Origin of the sequence: [Empedobacter] haloabium (assembly GCA_008011715.2) — a bacterium.
Lineage (GTDB): Bacteria > Pseudomonadota > Gammaproteobacteria > Burkholderiales > Burkholderiaceae_D > Rugamonas > Rugamonas haloabia.
In genome coordinates this window covers 1,675,249-1,692,848 of the sequence record CP136508.1, presented here as the reverse complement: position 1 = coordinate 1,692,848, position 17,600 = coordinate 1,675,249, and the positions used below count along the sequence as shown (strand labels likewise).

15 protein-coding genes are annotated in these 17,600 nt (G+C 67.6%); 12 read left to right on the top strand and 3 right to left on the bottom strand.

From position 1 onward, the window contains the following. Window positions 1-16 precede the first annotated feature (16 nt). The 9 genes from E7V67_007370 (at window position 17) to E7V67_007330 (ending at window position 10,714) form a co-directional block, all read left to right on the top strand. Window positions 17-412 carry a VOC family protein gene (locus E7V67_007370; protein WUR14920.1) on the top strand — a complete coding sequence of 132 codons (396 nt, stop codon included), beginning with the start codon at window positions 17-19 and terminating at the stop codon, window positions 410-412. Between the two features lie 18 nt (window positions 413-430). Continuing rightward, window positions 431-1,663 (top strand): argininosuccinate synthase, encoded by a 1,233-nt coding sequence (locus E7V67_007365; GenBank protein WUR14919.1) that lies wholly within the window; start codon window positions 431-433, stop codon window positions 1,661-1,663. A gap of 287 nt (window positions 1,664-1,950) precedes the next feature. Continuing rightward, on the top strand, window positions 1,951-3,765 hold the full coding sequence (locus tag E7V67_007360; protein ID WUR14918.1) for a methyl-accepting chemotaxis protein: 1,815 nt from the start codon (window positions 1,951-1,953) through the stop codon (window positions 3,763-3,765). A 22-nt stretch (window positions 3,766-3,787) separates the two neighbouring features. Further along, window positions 3,788-4,252, top strand: coding sequence for a chemotaxis protein CheW (locus E7V67_007355; protein WUR14917.1), 465 nt, complete (start codon window positions 3,788-3,790; stop codon window positions 4,250-4,252). Continuing rightward, complete coding sequence (locus E7V67_007350) at window positions 4,249-5,559, top strand: CheR family methyltransferase (protein ID WUR14916.1); 1,311 nt, start codon at window positions 4,249-4,251, stop codon at window positions 5,557-5,559. The genes E7V67_007355 and E7V67_007350 overlap by 4 nt, the downstream gene beginning before the upstream one ends. Further along, the gene (locus E7V67_007345; GenBank protein WUR14915.1) at window positions 5,556-6,263 is read left to right on the top strand and encodes a chemotaxis protein CheW; all 708 of its coding nucleotides are present in this window, start codon (window positions 5,556-5,558) and stop codon (window positions 6,261-6,263) included. The genes E7V67_007350 and E7V67_007345 overlap by 4 nt, the downstream gene beginning before the upstream one ends. Continuing rightward, a complete protein-coding gene (locus E7V67_007340; protein WUR14914.1) occupies window positions 6,260-8,578 on the top strand; it encodes a hybrid sensor histidine kinase/response regulator in 2,319 nt (772 codons plus the stop codon). Before E7V67_007345 ends, E7V67_007340 begins: the two co-directional genes overlap by 4 nt. Continuing rightward, a complete protein-coding gene (gene cheB, locus E7V67_007335) occupies window positions 8,575-9,600 on the top strand; it encodes a chemotaxis-specific protein-glutamate methyltransferase CheB (GenBank protein WUR14913.1) in 1,026 nt (341 codons plus the stop codon). Before E7V67_007340 ends, cheB begins: the two co-directional genes overlap by 4 nt. A gap of 91 nt (window positions 9,601-9,691) precedes the next feature. Then, entirely contained in the window at window positions 9,692-10,714 is a 1,023-nt protein-coding gene (locus E7V67_007330; protein ID WUR14912.1) for a diguanylate cyclase, read from the top strand. Between the two features lie 164 nt (window positions 10,715-10,878). Here the strand turns inward: E7V67_007330 and murB are convergent, their stop codons facing one another. Beyond that, window positions 10,879-11,907: a UDP-N-acetylmuramate dehydrogenase gene (gene murB, locus E7V67_007325; protein WUR14911.1), complete on the bottom strand. Its 1,029-nt coding sequence runs from the start codon at window positions 11,905-11,907 to the stop codon at window positions 10,879-10,881. 151 nt (window positions 11,908-12,058) lie between these two features. Between murB and E7V67_007320 the strand changes: the two genes are divergently transcribed. From E7V67_007320 to E7V67_007310, 3 genes are all read left to right on the top strand, one after another. After that, window positions 12,059-12,544 (top strand): YajQ family cyclic di-GMP-binding protein, encoded by a 486-nt coding sequence (locus E7V67_007320; GenBank protein WUR14910.1) that lies wholly within the window; start codon window positions 12,059-12,061, stop codon window positions 12,542-12,544. A gap of 116 nt (window positions 12,545-12,660) precedes the next feature. Continuing rightward, entirely contained in the window at window positions 12,661-13,935 is a 1,275-nt protein-coding gene (locus E7V67_007315) for a nitronate monooxygenase (GenBank protein ID WUR14909.1), read from the top strand. 139 nt (window positions 13,936-14,074) lie between these two features. Beyond that, window positions 14,075-14,494, top strand: a complete 420-nt coding sequence (locus E7V67_007310) for a hypothetical protein (protein ID WUR14908.1) — start codon at window positions 14,075-14,077, stop codon at window positions 14,492-14,494. Between the two features lie 151 nt (window positions 14,495-14,645). Here the strand turns inward: E7V67_007310 and E7V67_007305 are convergent, their stop codons facing one another. Next, window positions 14,646-16,127 carry a DUF3482 domain-containing protein gene (locus tag E7V67_007305; GenBank protein WUR14907.1) on the bottom strand — a complete coding sequence of 494 codons (1,482 nt, stop codon included), beginning with the start codon at window positions 16,125-16,127 and terminating at the stop codon, window positions 14,646-14,648. After that, complete coding sequence (locus tag E7V67_007300; GenBank protein WUR14906.1) at window positions 16,124-17,536, bottom strand: DUF2868 domain-containing protein; 1,413 nt, start codon at window positions 17,534-17,536, stop codon at window positions 16,124-16,126. The genes E7V67_007305 and E7V67_007300 overlap by 4 nt, the downstream gene beginning before the upstream one ends. Window positions 17,537-17,600 lie beyond the last annotated feature (64 nt).

Genomic DNA, 17,600 nt, shown 5'->3' with positions numbered 1-17,600 from the left:
TCGCGGAGACAAAGCCATGATCGACCACGTTGGAATCGTCGTCACCGATTTTTCAAACAGCCGCGCGTTCTACGAGAAGGCGCTGGCACCGATCGGCTATGCCATGCTGATGGAACTGGGCCCGGAGATCACGGGCACCGTTCGCGTGGCGGGCTTCGGCATCGCGCCGAAGCCGGACTTCTGGATCTCGGAAGCCAGGTCCGGCGGCACGGCCGGCAACACCGTCCACGTGGCACTGCGCGTGGACAGCCGCGCGCTGGTCGACGCGTTCCACGCCGCCGCGCTGGCGGCTGGCGGGCGCGACAATGGCGCTCCCGGCATCCGTGCACACTACCATCCCAATTACTACGGCGCCTTCGTGCTGGACCCGGACGGGCACAACATCGAAGCGGTATGCCACGACCCTGTTTGAAGCAGACTGGAAATTGAAATGAGCGACATTAAAAAAGTAGTCCTGGCCTACTCGGGCGGCCTGGACACCTCCGTCATCCTGAAGTGGCTGCAGGATCACTACCACTGCGAGATCGTCACCTTCACGGCCGACCTGGGCCAGGGCGAGGAACTGGAACCGGCGCGCGCCAAGGCCCTGAAGTTCGGCATCAAGCCGGAAAACATCTTCATCGACGACGTGCGCGAGGAGTTCGTACGCGACTTCGTGTTCCCGATGTTCCGTGCCAATACCGTCTATGAAGGCGAGTACCTGCTGGGCACCTCGATCGCACGTCCGCTGATCGCCAAACGCCTGATCGAGATCGCCAACCAGACCGGCGCGGATGCCATCTCGCACGGCGCCACCGGCAAGGGCAACGACCAGGTGCGCTTCGAGCTGGGCGCCTACGCGCTGAAACCGGGCGTGAAAGTGATCGCGCCGTGGCGCGAATGGGACCTGCTGTCGCGCGAAAAACTGCTGAAGTACGCGGAAGACGCCGGCATCGCCATCGACATGAAGCACAAGAACGGCGGCGCGCCGTACTCGATGGACGCCAACCTGCTGCACATCTCGTTCGAAGGCCGCCACCTGGAGAACCCCAGCGCGGAAGCCGAGGAATCGATGTGGCGCTGGACCGTGTCGCCGGAAGCGGCACCGGACCAGGCCGAGTACCTGGACATCGAATACGAGAAGGGCGACATCGTTGCCCTGAACGGCAAGCGCATGAGCCCTGCCGAGGTGCTGACGGAACTGAACCGCATCGGCGGCAAGCACGGCATCGGCCGCCTCGACCTGGTCGAGAACCGCTACGTGGGCATGAAGTCGCGCGGCTGCTATGAAACGCCGGGCGGCACGATCATGCTGAAGGCGCACCGCGCCATCGAGTCGATCACCCTGGACCGCGAAGTGGCGCACCTGAAGGACGACCTGATGCCGCGCTACGCTTCGCTGATCTATAACGGCTACTGGTGGGCGCCGGAGCGCGTCGCGCTGCAAACGCTGATCGACCACACGCAGCAAACCGTCAACGGCTGGGTGCGCGTCAAGCTGTACAAGGGCAATGTGATCGTGGTGGCGCGCGATTCGAAGACCGACTCGCTGTTCGACCAGACCATCGCCACCTTCGACGAAGACGGCGGCGCCTACAACCAGGCCGACGCCGGCGGCTTCATCAAGCTGAACGCGCTGCGCATGCGCATCGCCGCCAATGCCCGGCTGAAGCGCGGACAGTAAGCCCAGCAATAATTTCCGGGGGCAGGCACCGTCGCGCTGGCGCGGCGGGGCCTGCCCCCGGTGTCGTTTACTGGCGGCGCATGCTCAACCCTTGGTGTCAGGCACCTGTCCGAGGGTCTTCCGACCCTCGGACAGGTGCCTGACACCGGTGTTTTCGAGCGTCCCGGAGCGCGTGCAAGACCCTTGGTTTGACGCCCGGGGCGCACGCCTGCCCGGCGCAAGTGGCTGCCGTCACCGCAAAATGTTACATTGCAACCGATACGAACTCGTCCTCATCCGGAGCCACGATGATCAAAGACCTGAGCATCAAGAACAAACTCTACGCCGGGTTCGGCGCCATCCTCGCCATCATTCTCGTCCTCCTGCTGCTGGCCTATACCAACTTCGCCAGGCTGTCCGAGGCCAACAACTGGGACCGCCACACGATGCAGGTGCTGCACGCGATCGACCGCGTCAGCATCGACCTCATGTCGCTGCAGTCGGAAACGCGCGGCTATTACCTGACGGGTGACCAGCAGCGCCTGACCAAGGTGCGCGAACAGCTGGCCGAGCTGCCGACCAGCATCGCCGCACTGCAGAAACAGGTGGTCGACAACCCGGCCCAGGTCGACCGTATCCGCAAACTCGACAGCATGATCCAGGGCTGGGTGCGCACCGTGCTGGAGCCACAGGTGGCGCGCCGCCAGGAACTGGGCAAGACGCCTGGCGCGGCCGACACGATCGGCCAGATGCCGCAGCTGCAGCAAGGCAGCCCGATGATCGCGGCCCTGCACAAGGTACTGGACGAGGCCCGGGCCGACGAGAACGCACTGCTGGCCCAGCGTTCGCAAGCGGCCGCCGAGCAGCAGCGCAATATGACGACGCTGCTGGCGGCGGGCGGCGCGGCCTGCATCGCCCTGTCGATGGCGATCGTCTACGTGCTGACGCGCGCCATCATGACGCCGCTGACGAACCTGACGGGCGTCGTCGGCCGCATCGCCGGCGGCGACCAGGGTGCCCGTATCGACATCGTCTCGCGCGACGAGCTGGGCAAGGTATCGGAAGAATTCAACCGCATGGCCCAGGCGGTGCAGGACAACCGCGAGCGCGAGCGTGCGGCCACCGACGAGCTGCGCGCCAAGGTCGACGCGCTGCTGGCGGTCGTCTCGAAGGCGGCGTCGGGCGACCTGACCGGCAAGGTCACGATCACCGGCGACGACGCCATCGGCCAGCTGGGCCATGGCCTGGCGCGCATGTTCGACAACCTGCGCATCCTGCTCAACAACGTGCAGAAGGCCGGCATCCAGGTCACCACCTCGGCCACCGAGATCGCCGCCTCGGCCAAGGAGCAGGAGGCCACCGGCGTGGAGCAGGCCCAGACCAGCGTCGAGGTGCTCAGCACCACCAAGGAGATCGCCTCCAACACGAGCGAGTTGCTGAAGACCATGGAAAGCGCGACGGCGGTGGCCGACTACACGACCAGCGCCACCGCCGAGGCGCAGGGCAACCTGCGCCGGATGGACCAGACCATGCAGAACATGGTTTCGGCGACCGACTCCATCAACGCCAAGCTGGCCGCGCTGTCGGAAAAGGCCAGCAACATCAACAGCGTGCTGACCACCATCACCAAGGTGGCCGACCAGACCAACATCCTGTCGCTGAACGCCGCCATCGAGGCCGAGAAGGCTGGCGAGGCGGGCCGCGGCTTCTCCGTGGTCGCCACCGAGATCCGCCGGCTGGCCGACCAGACCTCCGTCTCGACCTGGGACATCGAACAGATGCTCAAGGAAATGCAGTCGGCCGTGTCGGCCAGCGTGATGGGCATGGACAAGTTCTCCGAGGAGATCCGGCGCAGCGTGGGCGAGGTACGGGGCGTGACGGACCAGCTGTCCACCGTCATGGACCAGGTGCAGAAGCTGGCACCGCAGTTCGACGCGGTACTGCAAGGCATGCAGGCGCAGTCGGTCGGCGCCCAGCAGATCACGGAGACGATGATGCAGCTCAACGACGCCACCCAGCAGACGGTGGAGTCGCTCAAGGCCACCAGCGAGGCAGTGCACCAGCTCCAGTATGCCGCCAGCGACCTGCAGTCCTCGGTCGCCACCTTCGCGGTGACCGTCTGAGGCGGCAGGCGAGGAGCGCGCCGTGAAGCTGCTGGTGTTCCACATCGGGGCCGACCGCTACGGCCTGCCGCTGGGCATCATCCGCCAGGTACTGCCGTTGATGGAACTGAAGGCGGTGCCACTGGCGCCCGCCGCGGTGGCCGGCCTGATGAACCTGCGCGGCGCCAGCGTGCCCGTGATCGACGTGGCGCTGAGCAGCGGTGCCGCTCCGGCGGCACGCCAGGTCGACACCCGCATCGTGCTGGTCGATTATCCCGGCCAGGATGGCGGCGTCTACGCGCTGGGCCTGCTGGTGGAACGCGTGGTCGGCGTGCAGGACGTGCCGGAACCGGCGCTGGCCGCCAGCGGCGTGCAGGCCGCGCCGTTCCTGGGCCAGGTGGCGGGCGACGCACATGGCCTGGTGCAGCTGGTGCATCCCGAACGTCTGCTGCCGGAGACGCTGCGCGCCACGCTCTTCCCCGCCGGGCCGGCGGCGGCCACGCCATGAAAACCCTGGCGCTGCTGCGCCAGGCCACGGGCCTGAACCTGTCGCGCGCGACGGTGGACCGGGCCGTGCGCCAGCGCATGGAAGCGCTGGGGGTCGACGACCAGCAGGCCTATCACGCGCAGCTGACGCAGGACGAACTGGCGGCGCTGATCGAGCTGGTGGTGGTGCCGGAATCCTGGTTGTTCCGCGACGCCCAGGGTTTCGCCGTCGCCACCGCATTCGCCAAGGCCCGGCTGGCGGCCGGCGCGCGGCTGGTGCGCATGCTGTCGATCCCCTGCGCGGGCGGCGAGGAGCCCTACTCGCTGGCGATGGCGCTGGCCGACGCCGGCGTCGCGCCGACGGCCTTCGCCATCGATGCCATCGACCTGTCGGCGGCCTGCATCGCCCGTGCCGAGGCGGGCATCTTCGGCCGCAACGCCTTTCGCGGCAAGGACCTGTCGTTCCGCGACCGCCACTTCGCGCCGCTGGGCGACGACCAGTACGCCATCGACGCGGGCCTGCGCCGGCGCGTGCGCTTCCGCCAGGGCAACCTCTTGACCAGCGAGATCGCCGCGCCGCGCACCTACGACGTGATCTTCTGCCGCAACCTGCTGATCTATTTCGACGCCGAGACGACCGCCGCCGCGATCGCGCGCCTGGCCGTGCTGCTGGCGGACGACGGCGTCATGCTGGCCGGTTACGCGGAAGTGCCGTCGTTCACCCGCAACGGTTTCGTGCCCTTGCCCTACCGGCAGGCGTTCGCGCTGCGCAAGGCCGCCATACCGGAAGGCGCGCAGGCACCTCTTTGGAACCGGCTGCCGCTGCCGCGCAGCGACGAGGGCAGCGCGCCGGCGCCGAAACCCAAGGCCACGCTGGCGCGCGCCAGGCCACGCGCCGCCGCCCCGGCGCCGGTGGCGCCACGCCCGGCCGCTGCCCCCGCAGTTGCGCCCGCAGTTGCGCCCGCAGTCGCGCCGGCCATCGCGCCGGCCATCGCGGCCCTGGCGCCGGTGGCCGACCTGGCGCAGGCGCGCCAGCTGGCCGACCAGGGCCGTCCGGCCCAGGCCCAGGCAGCCTGCCGCGCCGTGCTGGCGCAGCAGCCGGACAACGCCGAGGCGTGGTTCCTGCTCGGATTGCTGGCCGAAGGCGCGCGGCCGGACGAAGCCGAGCAGCACCTGCGCCGCTGCATCTACCTGCAGCCGGACCATTATGACGCGCTGTGCCACCTGGCGCTGCTGGCGGGCCAGCATGGCGACACGACCGCCGCGGCAATGCTGAAGGCCCGCGCCGCGCGGGTCTGGCGGCGCCGCAACCACACCAGTAAGGCATGACGATGAATCCTGACGAAGAGCGCAACCAGCCCGCCGCCGCGACCGGCGCGCACGGTGCCGGCTGCTGGAGCCGCATCGGCGTGGCGGGCGACCGCAGCTGCGAACTGCTGGCCGGCCATGGCCACTGCCGCCATTGCGACGAATACGCCGGCGCCGCCCTGCAGCACCTGGCGCGCCCGGTCGATGCCGGCTACCTGCGCGAATGGGCCGAACATTTCCGCGCGCCCGAAGCGGTCGAGGAACGGCAGGACGCCTCCGCCGTCGTGTTCCGCATTGGCCGGGAATGGCTGGCCCTGCCCACCGCCATGTTCCTGCGCATCGCGCCGCACACGCTGCCGCACAAGGTGCCGCACCGCACCAGCCGCGGCCTGCGCGGCATCGTCAATATCGCCGGGCGGCTGTACCCCTGCGTGGCGCTGGCCGAGCTGCTGGGCATCGCGGAGGAAGGCGGCAGCAGCCGCCAGGGCCGCCATACGTTCGCCCGGCTGCTGCTGGTGCAATGGGAAGACCAGGCCTACGCCCTGCCGGTGGCGGACCTGCACGGCATCGTGCGTTACGCCTCCGGCCGCGTGCTGCCGCCCGCCGCGACCATCAACAAGGGCCTGCTGCGCTTCCTGACTGGCGTGCTGCCGGAACAGGACATGCAGGTGGGCTGCCTGGACGCCGGCCTGGTCGGCCATCAACTTGCGAGAATCCTGCGATGAGCGAGCCGGAAGACCTGAGCCAGTTCTCCATGCTGGAGCTGTTCCGCATGGAGGCGGGCAGCCAGACCCAGATCCTGACGGACGGCCTGCTGACGCTGGAACGGGGCAGCAACGGCGCGGCGATCGAGCCGATGATGCGCGCCGCCCACTCGATCAAAGGGGCCGCCGCCATCGTCGGGCTGGACGTGATCGTGCAACTGGCGCACGGCATGGAGGATGCGTTCATCGCCGCCCAGCACGGCAAGCTGCGCCTGACGCCGAACCGGGTCGACGTGCTGCTGGCCGGCGTCGACCTGATCGTGCAGTGCTCGCAGTTGAAGGAAAGCGAGCTGCCGGCCTGGCTGGGTGCGCACGACGCGACGATCACCGGCACGATGAACGCCATCGCCGGCATCGCCTTCCTGCCCGAGCCGCTGGAGCCGCCACCCGCGCCCGCCTCTGTGCCCGCCTCTGTGCCCGCTCCCGTGCCGGCTCCGGGGCCCGCCGCTGTCGCCGCCCCGGCACCCGCGCCGCAGCCACCTGAAGCCGCCGAGCCGGCGGCAGCGCCGCTGCCCGAAACGGCGCCGGCACCGGCCGGGCGCGCCGCCCCCGCGGCCAGCCGGCAACAGGGCGACCGCCTGCTGTCGCTGGCCAGCGAGAGCCGCATCAGCGCGCACCAGATGCACCCGCTGCTCGAATCGATGCAGCGCTTCAAGCGCAGCCAGTCGGCGCTGCTGGCCGCGCTGGACGACCTGCAGGAAGCCGTGGCGCGCAGCGGCGACCCGGCACTGCAGGAAAAGGCCGCGCTGGTGCTGCAGCGCAGCCATCCGCTCAAGCAGATGACGCTGGCGCAGATCACCGACATGGAAAACTTCGAGCGGCGCCTGCAGAACGTGGCGGGCCAGCTGGTGGACGAGGTGCTGGCGCTGCGCATGCGCCCGTTCCGCGACGGCGTGCAGCACTTCCCGCGCATGGTGCGCGACCTGGCCCGCACCCTCGGCAAGGAAGTGCGGCTGGAGATCCGCGGCGAGGACACGCTGGTCGACCGCGACATCCTGGCGCGCATCGAGAATCCGCTCAACCACATGCTGCGCAATGCCGTCGACCATGGACTGGAAACGCCGGCCGAACGCAGCGCGGCGGGCAAGCCGGCCGCCGGCAGCATCGTGCTGGAAGCGCGCCACCGCGCCGGCATGCTCAACATCGACATCGTCGACGACGGCCGCGGCGTCGATCCGGCCCGCATCCGCGCCGCGGTGGTGGCGCGGCGCATGGCCACGCCGGCGATGGCCGAGGCGATGTCGCATGCGGAGTTGATGGAGTTCCTGTTCCTGCCCGCGTTCAGCCTGAAGGAAGACATCACCGAGATCTCCGGCCGCGGCGTCGGGCTGGACATCGTGCAGGACACCATCCGCCAGCAGAACGGCGTGGTGCGCATCGAGTCGCAGCCTGGCCAGGGCTTCCATACCGCGATCACGCTGCCGCTGACGCAGTCGATCATGCGCGCGCTGGTGGTGGACGTACGCGGCGAGGCCTATGCCATCCCCATCGTCAAGGTGGAACGGGTGGCGCAGGTGCCGCAGTCGGCCATCCACACGCTGGAAAACAAGCAGTTCTTCGACCTGAACGGCGAGCACCTGGGGCTGGTGTCGTCGGCCCAGGTGCTGGAGCTGGGCGACATGGAACACCACGAGCTGCTGACGGTGATAGTGATCGGCGCCGGCGCGCGCCGTTACGGCCTGGTGGTCGACGGCATCCGCGGCGAGCAAAGCCTGGCCGTGCAGAGCATCGACCCCATCTTCGGCAAGCTGCGCGACATCTCCGCCGCCGCCCTCCTCAACGATGGCGAGCCGGTACTGATCCTGGACGTGTCGGACCTTTTGCTATCCATCGAGAAACTATTGGCCGAAGGCGGCCTGCACCAATTGGCGCGCGCCGACTCTGCCGCAAGGCGTAGAATGAAGCGCATCCTGGTGGTGGACGATTCGCTGACCGTGCGCGAGATGGAACGCAAGCTCCTGACGGGGCGCGGCTTCGAGGTCGACATCGCCGTCGACGGCATGGACGGCTGGAACGTGGTGCGCTCGGGCGACTACGATCTCGTCATCACCGACGTCGACATGCCGCGCATGGACGGCATCGAGCTGGTCAACCTGATCAAGAAGGATATCCACTTGCACAAGCTGCCCGTCATGATCGTCTCGTACAAGGACCGCCCGGAGGACCGGGCGCGCGGCCTCGCGGCCGGTGCCGACTACTACCTGACCAAGGGCAGCTTCCATGACGAAACCCTGCTCGACGCCGTGCACGACCTGATCGGGGATGCCAGCAAATGAGGATCGGCATCGCCAACGACGTGCCGATGGCGGCCGAGGCGCTGCGGCGCGTCATCGCCGCGACCCGGCACCACCAGGTGCTGTGGATCGCCCGGACCGGCCTGGAAGCGGTGCGCATGTGCGCGGAAAACCGGCCCGACCTGGTGCTGATGGACTTGAACATGCCGGAGCTGGACGGGGTCGAAGCCACCCGCCGCATCATGGAGGAGTCGCCGTGCGCGATCCTGATCGTCACGGGGCGCCCGCAAGACAGCGTCAACCAGGTGTTCCGCGCGCTGGGCGCCGGCGCGCTGGACGTGACGGCCACGCCCATGCTGGCGGGCCAGGCCGAGGGCGGCGGCCAGCTGCTGGCCAAGCTGCGCACGATGGAAAAACTGATCCGCCACAGCGGCGGCAACCAGGCGATGACGCGGCCGGCGCCCCTGCACACCGTCGAGCGGCGCGGCGCGGGCGTGCAGACGCTGGTCGCCATCGGCGCCTCGACCGGTGGCCCGGTCGCCATCGCCCGCACGCTGGGCGGCTGGCATGCACCGGCGGACTGCTGCATCGTCGTCGTCCAGCACATCGACGAGAATTTCGCCGACCACTTCGCCAAGTGGCTGGCCGAGCAGCTGATCATGCCCGTGCGCGCCATCGAGCAAGGCGACCCGCTGATGCCGGGCACCGTGATGATTGCAAAGAGTAACGACCATCTGGTACTGGATGAAAAATTGCAGTTGGGGTACGATGCGGTGCCGAGGGAGTACGCTTACCGGCCTTCCGTCGACGTCTTTTTCCGCTGCGTGGCGCAGCACTGGCGTGGCGAAGCCATCGGCATCCTGCTGACCGGGATGGGCCGCGACGGCGGCGAAGGGCTGCTGGCGCTGCGCCAGGCCGGCAAGACGACGGTGGCGCAGGACCAGGCCACCAGCGCCGTGTACGGCATGCCGCGCGCGGCCGCGGAGCTCGATGCGGCGCAGCTGGTGCTGCCGCTGCCGAAGATCGGCCCTTTCCTGCGCAGTACCGTCGGCGGCAGGAGCTGAACGTGGTTGCCTCCCGCTGGCGCCGCGTTCGGATTGATTAACGGATCGCGCGGCACCAGCCACTGTCGGACGATCAAACCAGAGAGATCCGATGTCGCAGGTTATCTCCGCAGGCGCGGAACAGGAACTGACTTTCACTGCCTTCAAGGTGCGCGTGCTGCTGGTGGACGACCAGCTGCTGGTGGTGGAGGCCGTGCGCCGCATGCTGGCCGACCAGCCCGACATCGAATTCCACTTCGTCACCGATCCGGCGCAGGCCATGGACTGCGCGCTGCGGCTGCAGCCGACCGTCATCCTGCAGGACCTGGTGATGCCCAATGCGGACGGCTTCGACCTGATCCGGCACTACCGCAGCGTCGAGAAACTGACGCACGTGCCCGTCATCGTGCTGTCGGCCAAGGAAGAGCCGAAGCTGAAGGCGCACGGCTTCGCGGTCGGCGCCAACGACTACCTCGTCAAGCTGCCGGACAAGCTCGAGCTGCTGGCGCGGGTGCGCTACCACTCGGGCGCCTACATCAGCCGCCTGCAGCGCGACGAGGCCTTCCGCTTCCTGCGCGAGAGCCAGAAAAACCTGGCGGACGCCAATATCGAACTGCAGAAGCTGGCCGCGCTGGACAGCCTGACCGGCATCGCCAACCGGCGCCGCTTCGACGAGACGATGCACCTGGAGTGGCAACGCGGCCAGCGCCAGCGCCGCCCGCTCTCGCTGCTGCTGTGCGATATCGACTGCTTCAAGCTGTACAACGACAGTTTCGGCCACCTGGCCGGCGACCTGTGCCTGAAGAAGGCGGCGGCCGTGCTGACCGCCTGCCTGAAGCGCCCGACCGACCTGGCGGCACGCTACGGCGGCGAGGAGTTCGCCATCGTGCTGCCCGATACGGACGCTGCCGGCGCCCGCAAGGTGGCCGAGCAGTGCCTGCGCCAGCTCGAAGAGATCGGCATGGAGCATCCGCAGTCGCCGCACAAGGTGGTGACGATGTCGATCGGCATCGCCACCGTGGTGCCGACGGCCGAAGTGGTCGAACGCGACATGATCGACAGCGCCGACCGGGCGCTGTACGTGGCCAAGAACGACGGCCGCAACCGGGCGGTCAGCATCGCCGAGATCGAGTAGCTCGGGTCTTGGGGTCTGCCGGGTCGCCGGACCGCCCCGCAAGGGACTGACCCCGAAGTGAAATCGACCGAATGTTGGCTGCCACCGAGCCCCCGGTGTCAGGCACCTGTTAGCGGGTCGAAGACCCGCTAACAGGTGCCTGACACCACGGGTTCCCTTCACAATCAGACAAACACCGGCTCCGGCTCCAGCCGCACCCCATAGCGCGCCTCGACGTCGTCCTGGATCGCCCGCGCCAGCCGCTGCACGTCCGCTCCCGTCGCACCGCCGTTGTTCACCAGGACCAGCGCCTGTTTCGGATAGACCCCGGCGGCGCCCAGGCTTTTCCCCTTCCAGCCGCACTGGTCGATCAGCCAGCCGGCGGCCAGCTTCTCGCTGCCGTCCGGCTGGCGATGATGCACCAGGGCCGGATGGCGTGCCAGCAGCGCCGCGCACTGCGCCGCGCTGACCACCGGATTCTTGAAGAAGCTGCCGGCGTTGCCGATCACGCGCGGGTCCGGCAGCTTGCGCTGGCGGATCGCGATGACGGTGTCCGCGACCTGGCGCGGCGTCGGCGTGGCGATGCCCTGCTCCGCCAGCGCCGTCCCCAGCTCGGCATAACGCAGGTTCGGCTGCCAGGCGCGCGGCAGCGCGAACGTGACACTGGTGATGATCAGGTGGCGACCGTCGTCGTGCTTGAACATGCTGTCGCGGTAGGCGAAGCGGCAGGCGGCGGCGTCCAGCGTCACCTCGGCCCCCGTGGCGGGATCGTAGGCGGTCAGGCTGTGGAACACGTCCTTGGTTTCCAGGCCATAGGCGCCGATGTTCTGGATCGGCGCCGCGCCCACCGTGCCGGGAATCAGGGCCAGGTTTTCCAGCCCGCCCAGGCCCTGCGCCAGGGTCCACTGCACGAACTCGTGCCAGTTCTCGCCGGCCGCCGCGCGCACGTGCACGTGATCGGCGTCCCCGGCCAGCACCGCCTTGCCGGTGCTGGCGATGTGCAGCACCAGGCCGTCGAAGTCGCCCGTCAGCAGCAGGTTGCTGCCGCCGCCCAGCACCAGGCGGGGCAAGGCCGCCAGGGCCGGGTCAAGCAAGGCGTGCCGCAGTTGTTCGACGTCCGTGACGCGCAGATAATGGCGGGCGTGCGCTTCGATGCCGAAGGTATTGAACGGACGCAGGGAAATATCGTGCTGAAGGCTTAGTTCGGAATGCATAGCTGGCAGAGTAATTTGCTCGATTATAGAGGGTAAAGCACAAAAACGACCGAGCGTTCGCCTGGTTGTCCGTTAAAATGTCGGATTGTTGCGTGGGCGGTGGATTGCACGCGCAAGCACAAGATTAAGAAAAGTTGAGAGGAAAAAGAATATGCCATCGTTTGACGTAGTTTCCGAAGCGGACATGATCGAGGTGCGCAACGCTGTCGACCAGTCGAACAAGGAAATCACCACCCGCTTCGACTTCAAGGGCAGCGATGCACGCGTGGAGCAGAAGGAGCACGAACTGACGGCGTTCGCGGATTCGGAATTCCAGCTGAGCCAGGTGAAGGACGTGCTGACCAACAAGCTGGCCAAGCGCAAGGTCGACGTGCGCTTCCTGGACGAAGGCAAGATCGAGAAGATCGGCGGCGACAAGGTCAAGCAGGTCATCAAGGTCAAGAACGGCCTGGAAACGGAAACGGCCAAGAAGATCACCAAGATCATCAAGGAAAGCAAGATGAAGGTGCAGGCCAGCATCCAGGGCGAATCGGTGCGCGTGACCGGCGCCAAGCGCGACGACCTGCAGGCCGCGATGGCGCTGCTGCGCAAGGAAGTGACGGACACGCCGCTGGAGTTCAATAACTTCCGCGACTGATGTCGGAGTCGAAAGTAACGTTGGCAGAGCTTTGAGCTGCGACAGACGAATTCGCAGCGCTTGATTCAGGTGGTCCGGGATACCCTTCCGGCATGCCCGGCAGTCTAAGGATAGCAATGAAACGAGTTGATGATTTCCGCCTGCGGTTCGGCGACAAGCAATACGTGCCGATCATGATCGGCGGCATGGGGGTGGACATTTCCACTTCCGAACTGGCGCTGGAAGCGGCGCGCCTGGGCGGCATCGGTCATATCTCCGACGCGATGGTCGAAGACGTCTCGGACCGCCGCTTCGATACGACGTTCGTCAAGGAAAAGACGAAGCTCTACAAGTTCAACATCAATAATATGGACAAGGCGGTGGTGCAGTTCGACCTGGGCCGCCTGGCCGAGGCGCAGCGCCTGCACATCGGCCGCACGATGGAACAAAAGAAGGGGCCGGGGCTCATCTTCGTCAACTGCATGGAAAAGCTGACGATGAACGGCCCGCGCGAGACCTTGCGCGTGCGCCTGAACGCGGCGCTGGACGCGGGCATCGACGGCATTACCTTGTCCGCCGGCCTGCACTTCAACTCCTTCGGCCTGATGGCCGACCATCCGCGCTTTCGCGACGCCAAGCTGGGCATCATCGTCTCCTCGGTGCGCGCGCTGCAGATCTTCCTGCGCAAGAACCAGAAGCTGGACCGCCTGCCCGACTACGTCATCGTCGAGGGTCCGCTGGCCGGCGGCCACCTGGGCTTCGGCCTGGACGACTGGCAGAACTACGACCTGCACACGATCACCGGCGAGGTGCTGGCCTACCTGAAGGCCGAGCAGCTGGACATCCCGGTGATCGCCGCGGGCGGCGTGTTCACCGGCAGCGATGCCGTGTCGTTCCTGGAAATGGGCGCGGCCGGCGTGCAGGTCGCCACCCGCTTCACGATCACCAAGGAATGCGGCCTGCCGGACAAGGTCAAGCAGGAATACATCCGCGCCACCGAGGACGACATCATCGTCAACGGCATCTCGCCGACGGGCTACCCGATGCGCATGCTGCGCAGCACGCCAGCGATCGGCACCAATACGCGGCCGGGCTGCGAGTCGTATGGCTACCTGCTGGACGCCACCGGCAACTGTGCCTACATCAATTCGTACAACCGCGAAGTTGTCGCCAACGGCGGCAGCGACAAGGGCATCAAGGTGATGGACAAGACCTGCCTGTGCACGCACATGCGCAACTTCAACTGCTGGACCTGCGGTCATTACACCTACCGCCTGAAGGACACAACGCACAAGCTGCCCAACGGCGAATACCAGCTGCTGACGGCCGAACACGTGTTCAAGGACTACCAGTTCAGCACGGACAACCGCATCGCCCTGCCGCCCAAGGAAGAGGAAGCGGCCTGCGTGTGACCTGACAGTCAGCCACGACGACGGCGCAGCCCGCAAGGCCTGCGCCGTTTTTTTATGGCTAGCTCAGCCGTGCGCTGTCAAATTGGCAATTTATATACACTGAGACAACTTCATCCCGATAACAATAAGGAGCATCTCAATGGTCAAACAACTCTTCGGTCCCGCCGCCATCGCCACGCTCGCCCTGCTGGCAGGCTGCCAGACGGCGCCCCAGCAAGGCGGCACCTCGCGGGATGAAGCCCCGCCACCGGCCAACCCGGCCTTTGCCGGCAGCATGGCGAAATTCAACGCCCAGTTCCCCAGCGACAAGGCAACCAGGTACGAGGACGTCTCGCTCAAGTTCAACAACGAGAAGAAGCTGGACGAGCGCGGCAATTGCCACGACAAGTCGAAATACCCCGTCACGATCGTGCTGACCCTGGACGCGGACGGCAAGGTCACGGATTCCGTCACGGACGTATCGAACGCCAAGGCCGAGTGCTTCCGTAAGGCCTACGCCGGCGTGCAGTTCCCGAAACCGCCGGTGGCGCCGTACTTCAAGCCGATCCAGCTGCGCTGAGCGACTGACGCGATACGGTCCAGGCCGTGTCTCACCACGGGGTCAGACCCCGAAACGGGACACGGCCTCATCTGTACACCCGCGCCATCGGCCTGCTTACAGCCGGGCTCGTGTCCCATTCTGGTGACTGACCCCGCGGTGGGACACGGGCTCAGCCTTTAGCGGCTGGCTCCGTGGCCGCCGGCAGTTTCGCGCCCGGGTAAAGCCGGCCCAGCACATGCGCCGTGATCTTCGTCAGCAGCCGGCTGGCGATGCCGAGGTCGGCTTCGTCCGGCTCGCGCAACTCCGGCCACAGGCGCCGGACTTCGTCCTCGTGCAGCGCCACCGCCTGCTCCACCTCCTGCTGCCAGAACGGCGGCGCCTCGCTTTCGACGAAATTGCCGCGGCCCCGGCCGAAGTGGGCGACGGCCAGGTAGCGCAGCACGCTGGAAATCAGCATCGTGCGCAGGAACTCGTCGGACAGGCTGATCGCCGGATGCTGCCGGTCCGTGCTCGCATTGAAGCCCCAGGCGGCGCCGGCAAACGTCAGTGCGCCGATGACGCCGCCCAGCAGCGCACCGGTGCCCAAGGTCAGCCCGCCGGCGGCCAGGTCGGCCGACAGCCCCGTCGCCGCGCCGGACACGATCGCCCCCAGCAGCGCGGCCTGCGTCTTTTCGACCGGCGCCTTGACGGTGAAATGGTTGCTGACGCGGGCGTTGATCTTCGGCGCCTCGCTGGCGTCCAGTCCATGCAGCGCCAGCAGGCCGACGGTGGCCTGGCTGATCGACATGTTCAGCCGTGCCACCAGCGTGTTCATCGCGCGCTCCTGGCGCTTGCGCTCGTCCCCCTTGCCCACCCCGACCAGTTTCAGCGCCGCCGCCAGCGCGCCCTTGTCCACCGTCTCGACCAGCTGGCGGTCGCGGGTGGCGTCGAGCAGCAGTTGCGCGGTGACCGTCATCGACTGGTGGAAGCGGCGCTGGTTGTTGTCGTCCCACTGGGCGCGCAGGCGCGTGTAAGCGTCCTGCTTGCTGGCCGGCAGCAACGGCGCGATGGCGTCATAGAACACGGCCTCGTGCACCCAGCAGCGGGCAAAGGCATCCAGCGGCAATACGTCGCGGACGCCGGCAAACTGGCGCAGGTGCGCGCGCCAGCGCTGCTGTTCGGCCAGCTCCTCATGGGCCGGGCGCGGCGGCCCCATCTGATTCAGCAGGACCAGCACGGGCTTGTCCAGCCACTCCAGGATTTTCATCTCCGACGGCAGATAGCCTGCGTCCTCTGGCCGTTCGGCCGAGTTGACCAGATAGAGCACGACGTCAGCGGCGTCGCGGGCCGCCCGCAGCGCCTGCTGGCTGAGCCAGAACGGCCGGTCGCGGTAGCGGTCCAGCACTTCGCGCAGGAACCAGCCGATGGGATTGCCGGACATCGCCAGCCGCTTCATCAGCCGCACCGAGTCGCCGAAACCGGGCGTGTCCCACAGCAGCAGGCGGTCGCCCTGCTGCGTCTGCAGCAGCGGATGGGATTCGGCCAGTGCGGTGACGTGGGCCGCGTCGCGCACCTCGCCCACGTCCGCGCCCAGCAGGGTACGCGCCAGCGTCGTCTTGCCGTTGTTGGTGTGCGAAATCAACGCCAGCTGGATGGTCGTGTCGTCGCTCATGCGACCTCCCCGGCCGGCGCCAGCAGGTCGACGACGGCAGGCTCGGCGCCATGGAAGATGCAGAACTCGCGCCACAGCTCGACCCGCTCGCGCACGCGTTGCGCGTCCGGTGTGCGGGCACGGAAGGCGGAGTCGTCCAGCAATACCGTGGCCGGACGGATGGTGCGCACCACGGCGGCCAGGAACGCGCCATGGTTTTCCTTCTCCGGCGTGGCGGCAAGGTTGAACAGCACGGCCGTCAGGGTGACGGGCGCGTCGTCCGCGAGCGCGGGCGCGTCGGCGCCGTATGCGACGCCTGGCAGCAACCGGACCTTGGCGCGCTCGCCCAGCAGACTGACGGCGACGGTTTCCAGCCCCCTGGCGCGCGCCTCGTCCAAGGTGAAACTGTACGGCAGCACACGCAGCACGCCCGCCTCGCCACCGGCAACGTCGCTCAGCTGGCGGAAATACGGCTGCGTCACGTCGAGCGGGAAGCGGCGCGCCAGCCAGCCGGCGCGCAGGGCAGCCACGCCGGCCAGCACGAGACGCGGCAGCACCACCAGCAACAGCAGCGTGGCGGCGTACAGATGCACCCAGCGGGCACCGGCCGCCGTGGCGCCGGCGCCGCTGGCGAAGTGAAGCGCCTGCACCTCCGCCAGTGTGAAGCCCTGCAGTGGGAACAGCGTCAGCGCCGGCCAGAACAGCAGCGACAGCAGCTGGTGCACCTGGGTCGCGTCGAGGAACGTGCTTTCCCAGCCGGCGCCGTACTGGGCCATGATGCCGCGCGCGTACAGCGACGCCAGCGCACCCAGCGCGAACAGCGCAGCGGACAGGTGCACCGTGCGGGCCAGCCGGGCCCCGTTCAGCCGCGCGCTGAGCTGGCCCCATTCGGCCATGAAGGCGAACAGCGCGGCCGACAGCGCATGCGGCATCTTGCGCGGCAAGGAGGACGGCCCGACCGACAGGCGCCGGATCCAGCCGGCCCGCGCCCGTGTGACGCCGGCCTTCGGAATGCACAGCCAGATGAGCATGATGGCGTAGACGAGCAGGTTCCAGCCGATGATCGCCAGCAGCGGTGCCGACAGCAGGTCGACGCGGTGCGGATCGGTGATGCGGTCGAGGCCCGCGCCCAGCACGAAGGCCAGCACGGGCAGCAGCCAGGCCAGCGCATGCAGGCCGGTGCGGCGCTTGGCGAACGTGGCGAAGGCGGGATGGCGCTGGGCCAGCTTCTTGATGATCTGTTCGGAACGCTGCTGCAGGAAATGGTCGGGGGTGGCGGCCGACTTCGTTTCGGACGCCTGCCACTGGGCCAGCTCGCGTGCCGTGCGGTTGGCGTAGCGACGGTCGTCGTCGCTGAGGATTTCGCGTTTCTGGTCCGTGGTCTCGATGGCTTTCACCAGTACCACGTCCCTGGCCAGCTGTTCGTTCATGCCGCTCCCTTCTTGTCGAAGTGGCATTGTACAGCCGTGCTATCGATCGCTGCGCGCGGGCCGC

What these genes read in the sequence shown, in the direction of transcription:
- E7V67_007305 (WUR14907.1), bottom strand. Translation starts at nt 16,127, where the DNA reads ATGAGCGACGACACGACCATCCAGCTGGCGTTGATTTCGCACACCAAC.
- murB (WUR14911.1), bottom strand. Translation starts at nt 11,907, where the DNA reads ATGCATTCCGAACTAAGCCTTCAGCACGATATTTCCCTGCGTCCGTTC.
- E7V67_007330 (WUR14912.1), top strand. Translation starts at nt 9,692, where the DNA reads ATGTCGCAGGTTATCTCCGCAGGCGCGGAACAGGAACTGACTTTCACT.
- E7V67_007310 (WUR14908.1), top strand. Translation starts at nt 14,075, where the DNA reads ATGGTCAAACAACTCTTCGGTCCCGCCGCCATCGCCACGCTCGCCCTG.
- E7V67_007315 (WUR14909.1), top strand. Translation starts at nt 12,661, where the DNA reads ATGAAACGAGTTGATGATTTCCGCCTGCGGTTCGGCGACAAGCAATAC.
- cheB (WUR14913.1), top strand. Translation starts at nt 8,575, where the DNA reads ATGAGGATCGGCATCGCCAACGACGTGCCGATGGCGGCCGAGGCGCTG.
- E7V67_007300 (WUR14906.1), bottom strand. Translation starts at nt 17,536, where the DNA reads ATGAACGAACAGCTGGCCAGGGACGTGGTACTGGTGAAAGCCATCGAG.
- E7V67_007365 (WUR14919.1), top strand. Translation starts at nt 431, where the DNA reads ATGAGCGACATTAAAAAAGTAGTCCTGGCCTACTCGGGCGGCCTGGAC.
- E7V67_007320 (WUR14910.1), top strand. Translation starts at nt 12,059, where the DNA reads ATGCCATCGTTTGACGTAGTTTCCGAAGCGGACATGATCGAGGTGCGC.
- E7V67_007340 (WUR14914.1), top strand. Translation starts at nt 6,260, where the DNA reads ATGAGCGAGCCGGAAGACCTGAGCCAGTTCTCCATGCTGGAGCTGTTC.
- E7V67_007360 (WUR14918.1), top strand. Translation starts at nt 1,951, where the DNA reads ATGATCAAAGACCTGAGCATCAAGAACAAACTCTACGCCGGGTTCGGC.
- E7V67_007350 (WUR14916.1), top strand. Translation starts at nt 4,249, where the DNA reads ATGAAAACCCTGGCGCTGCTGCGCCAGGCCACGGGCCTGAACCTGTCG.
- E7V67_007345 (WUR14915.1), top strand. Translation starts at nt 5,556, where the DNA reads ATGACGATGAATCCTGACGAAGAGCGCAACCAGCCCGCCGCCGCGACC.
- E7V67_007370 (WUR14920.1), top strand. Translation starts at nt 17, where the DNA reads ATGATCGACCACGTTGGAATCGTCGTCACCGATTTTTCAAACAGCCGC.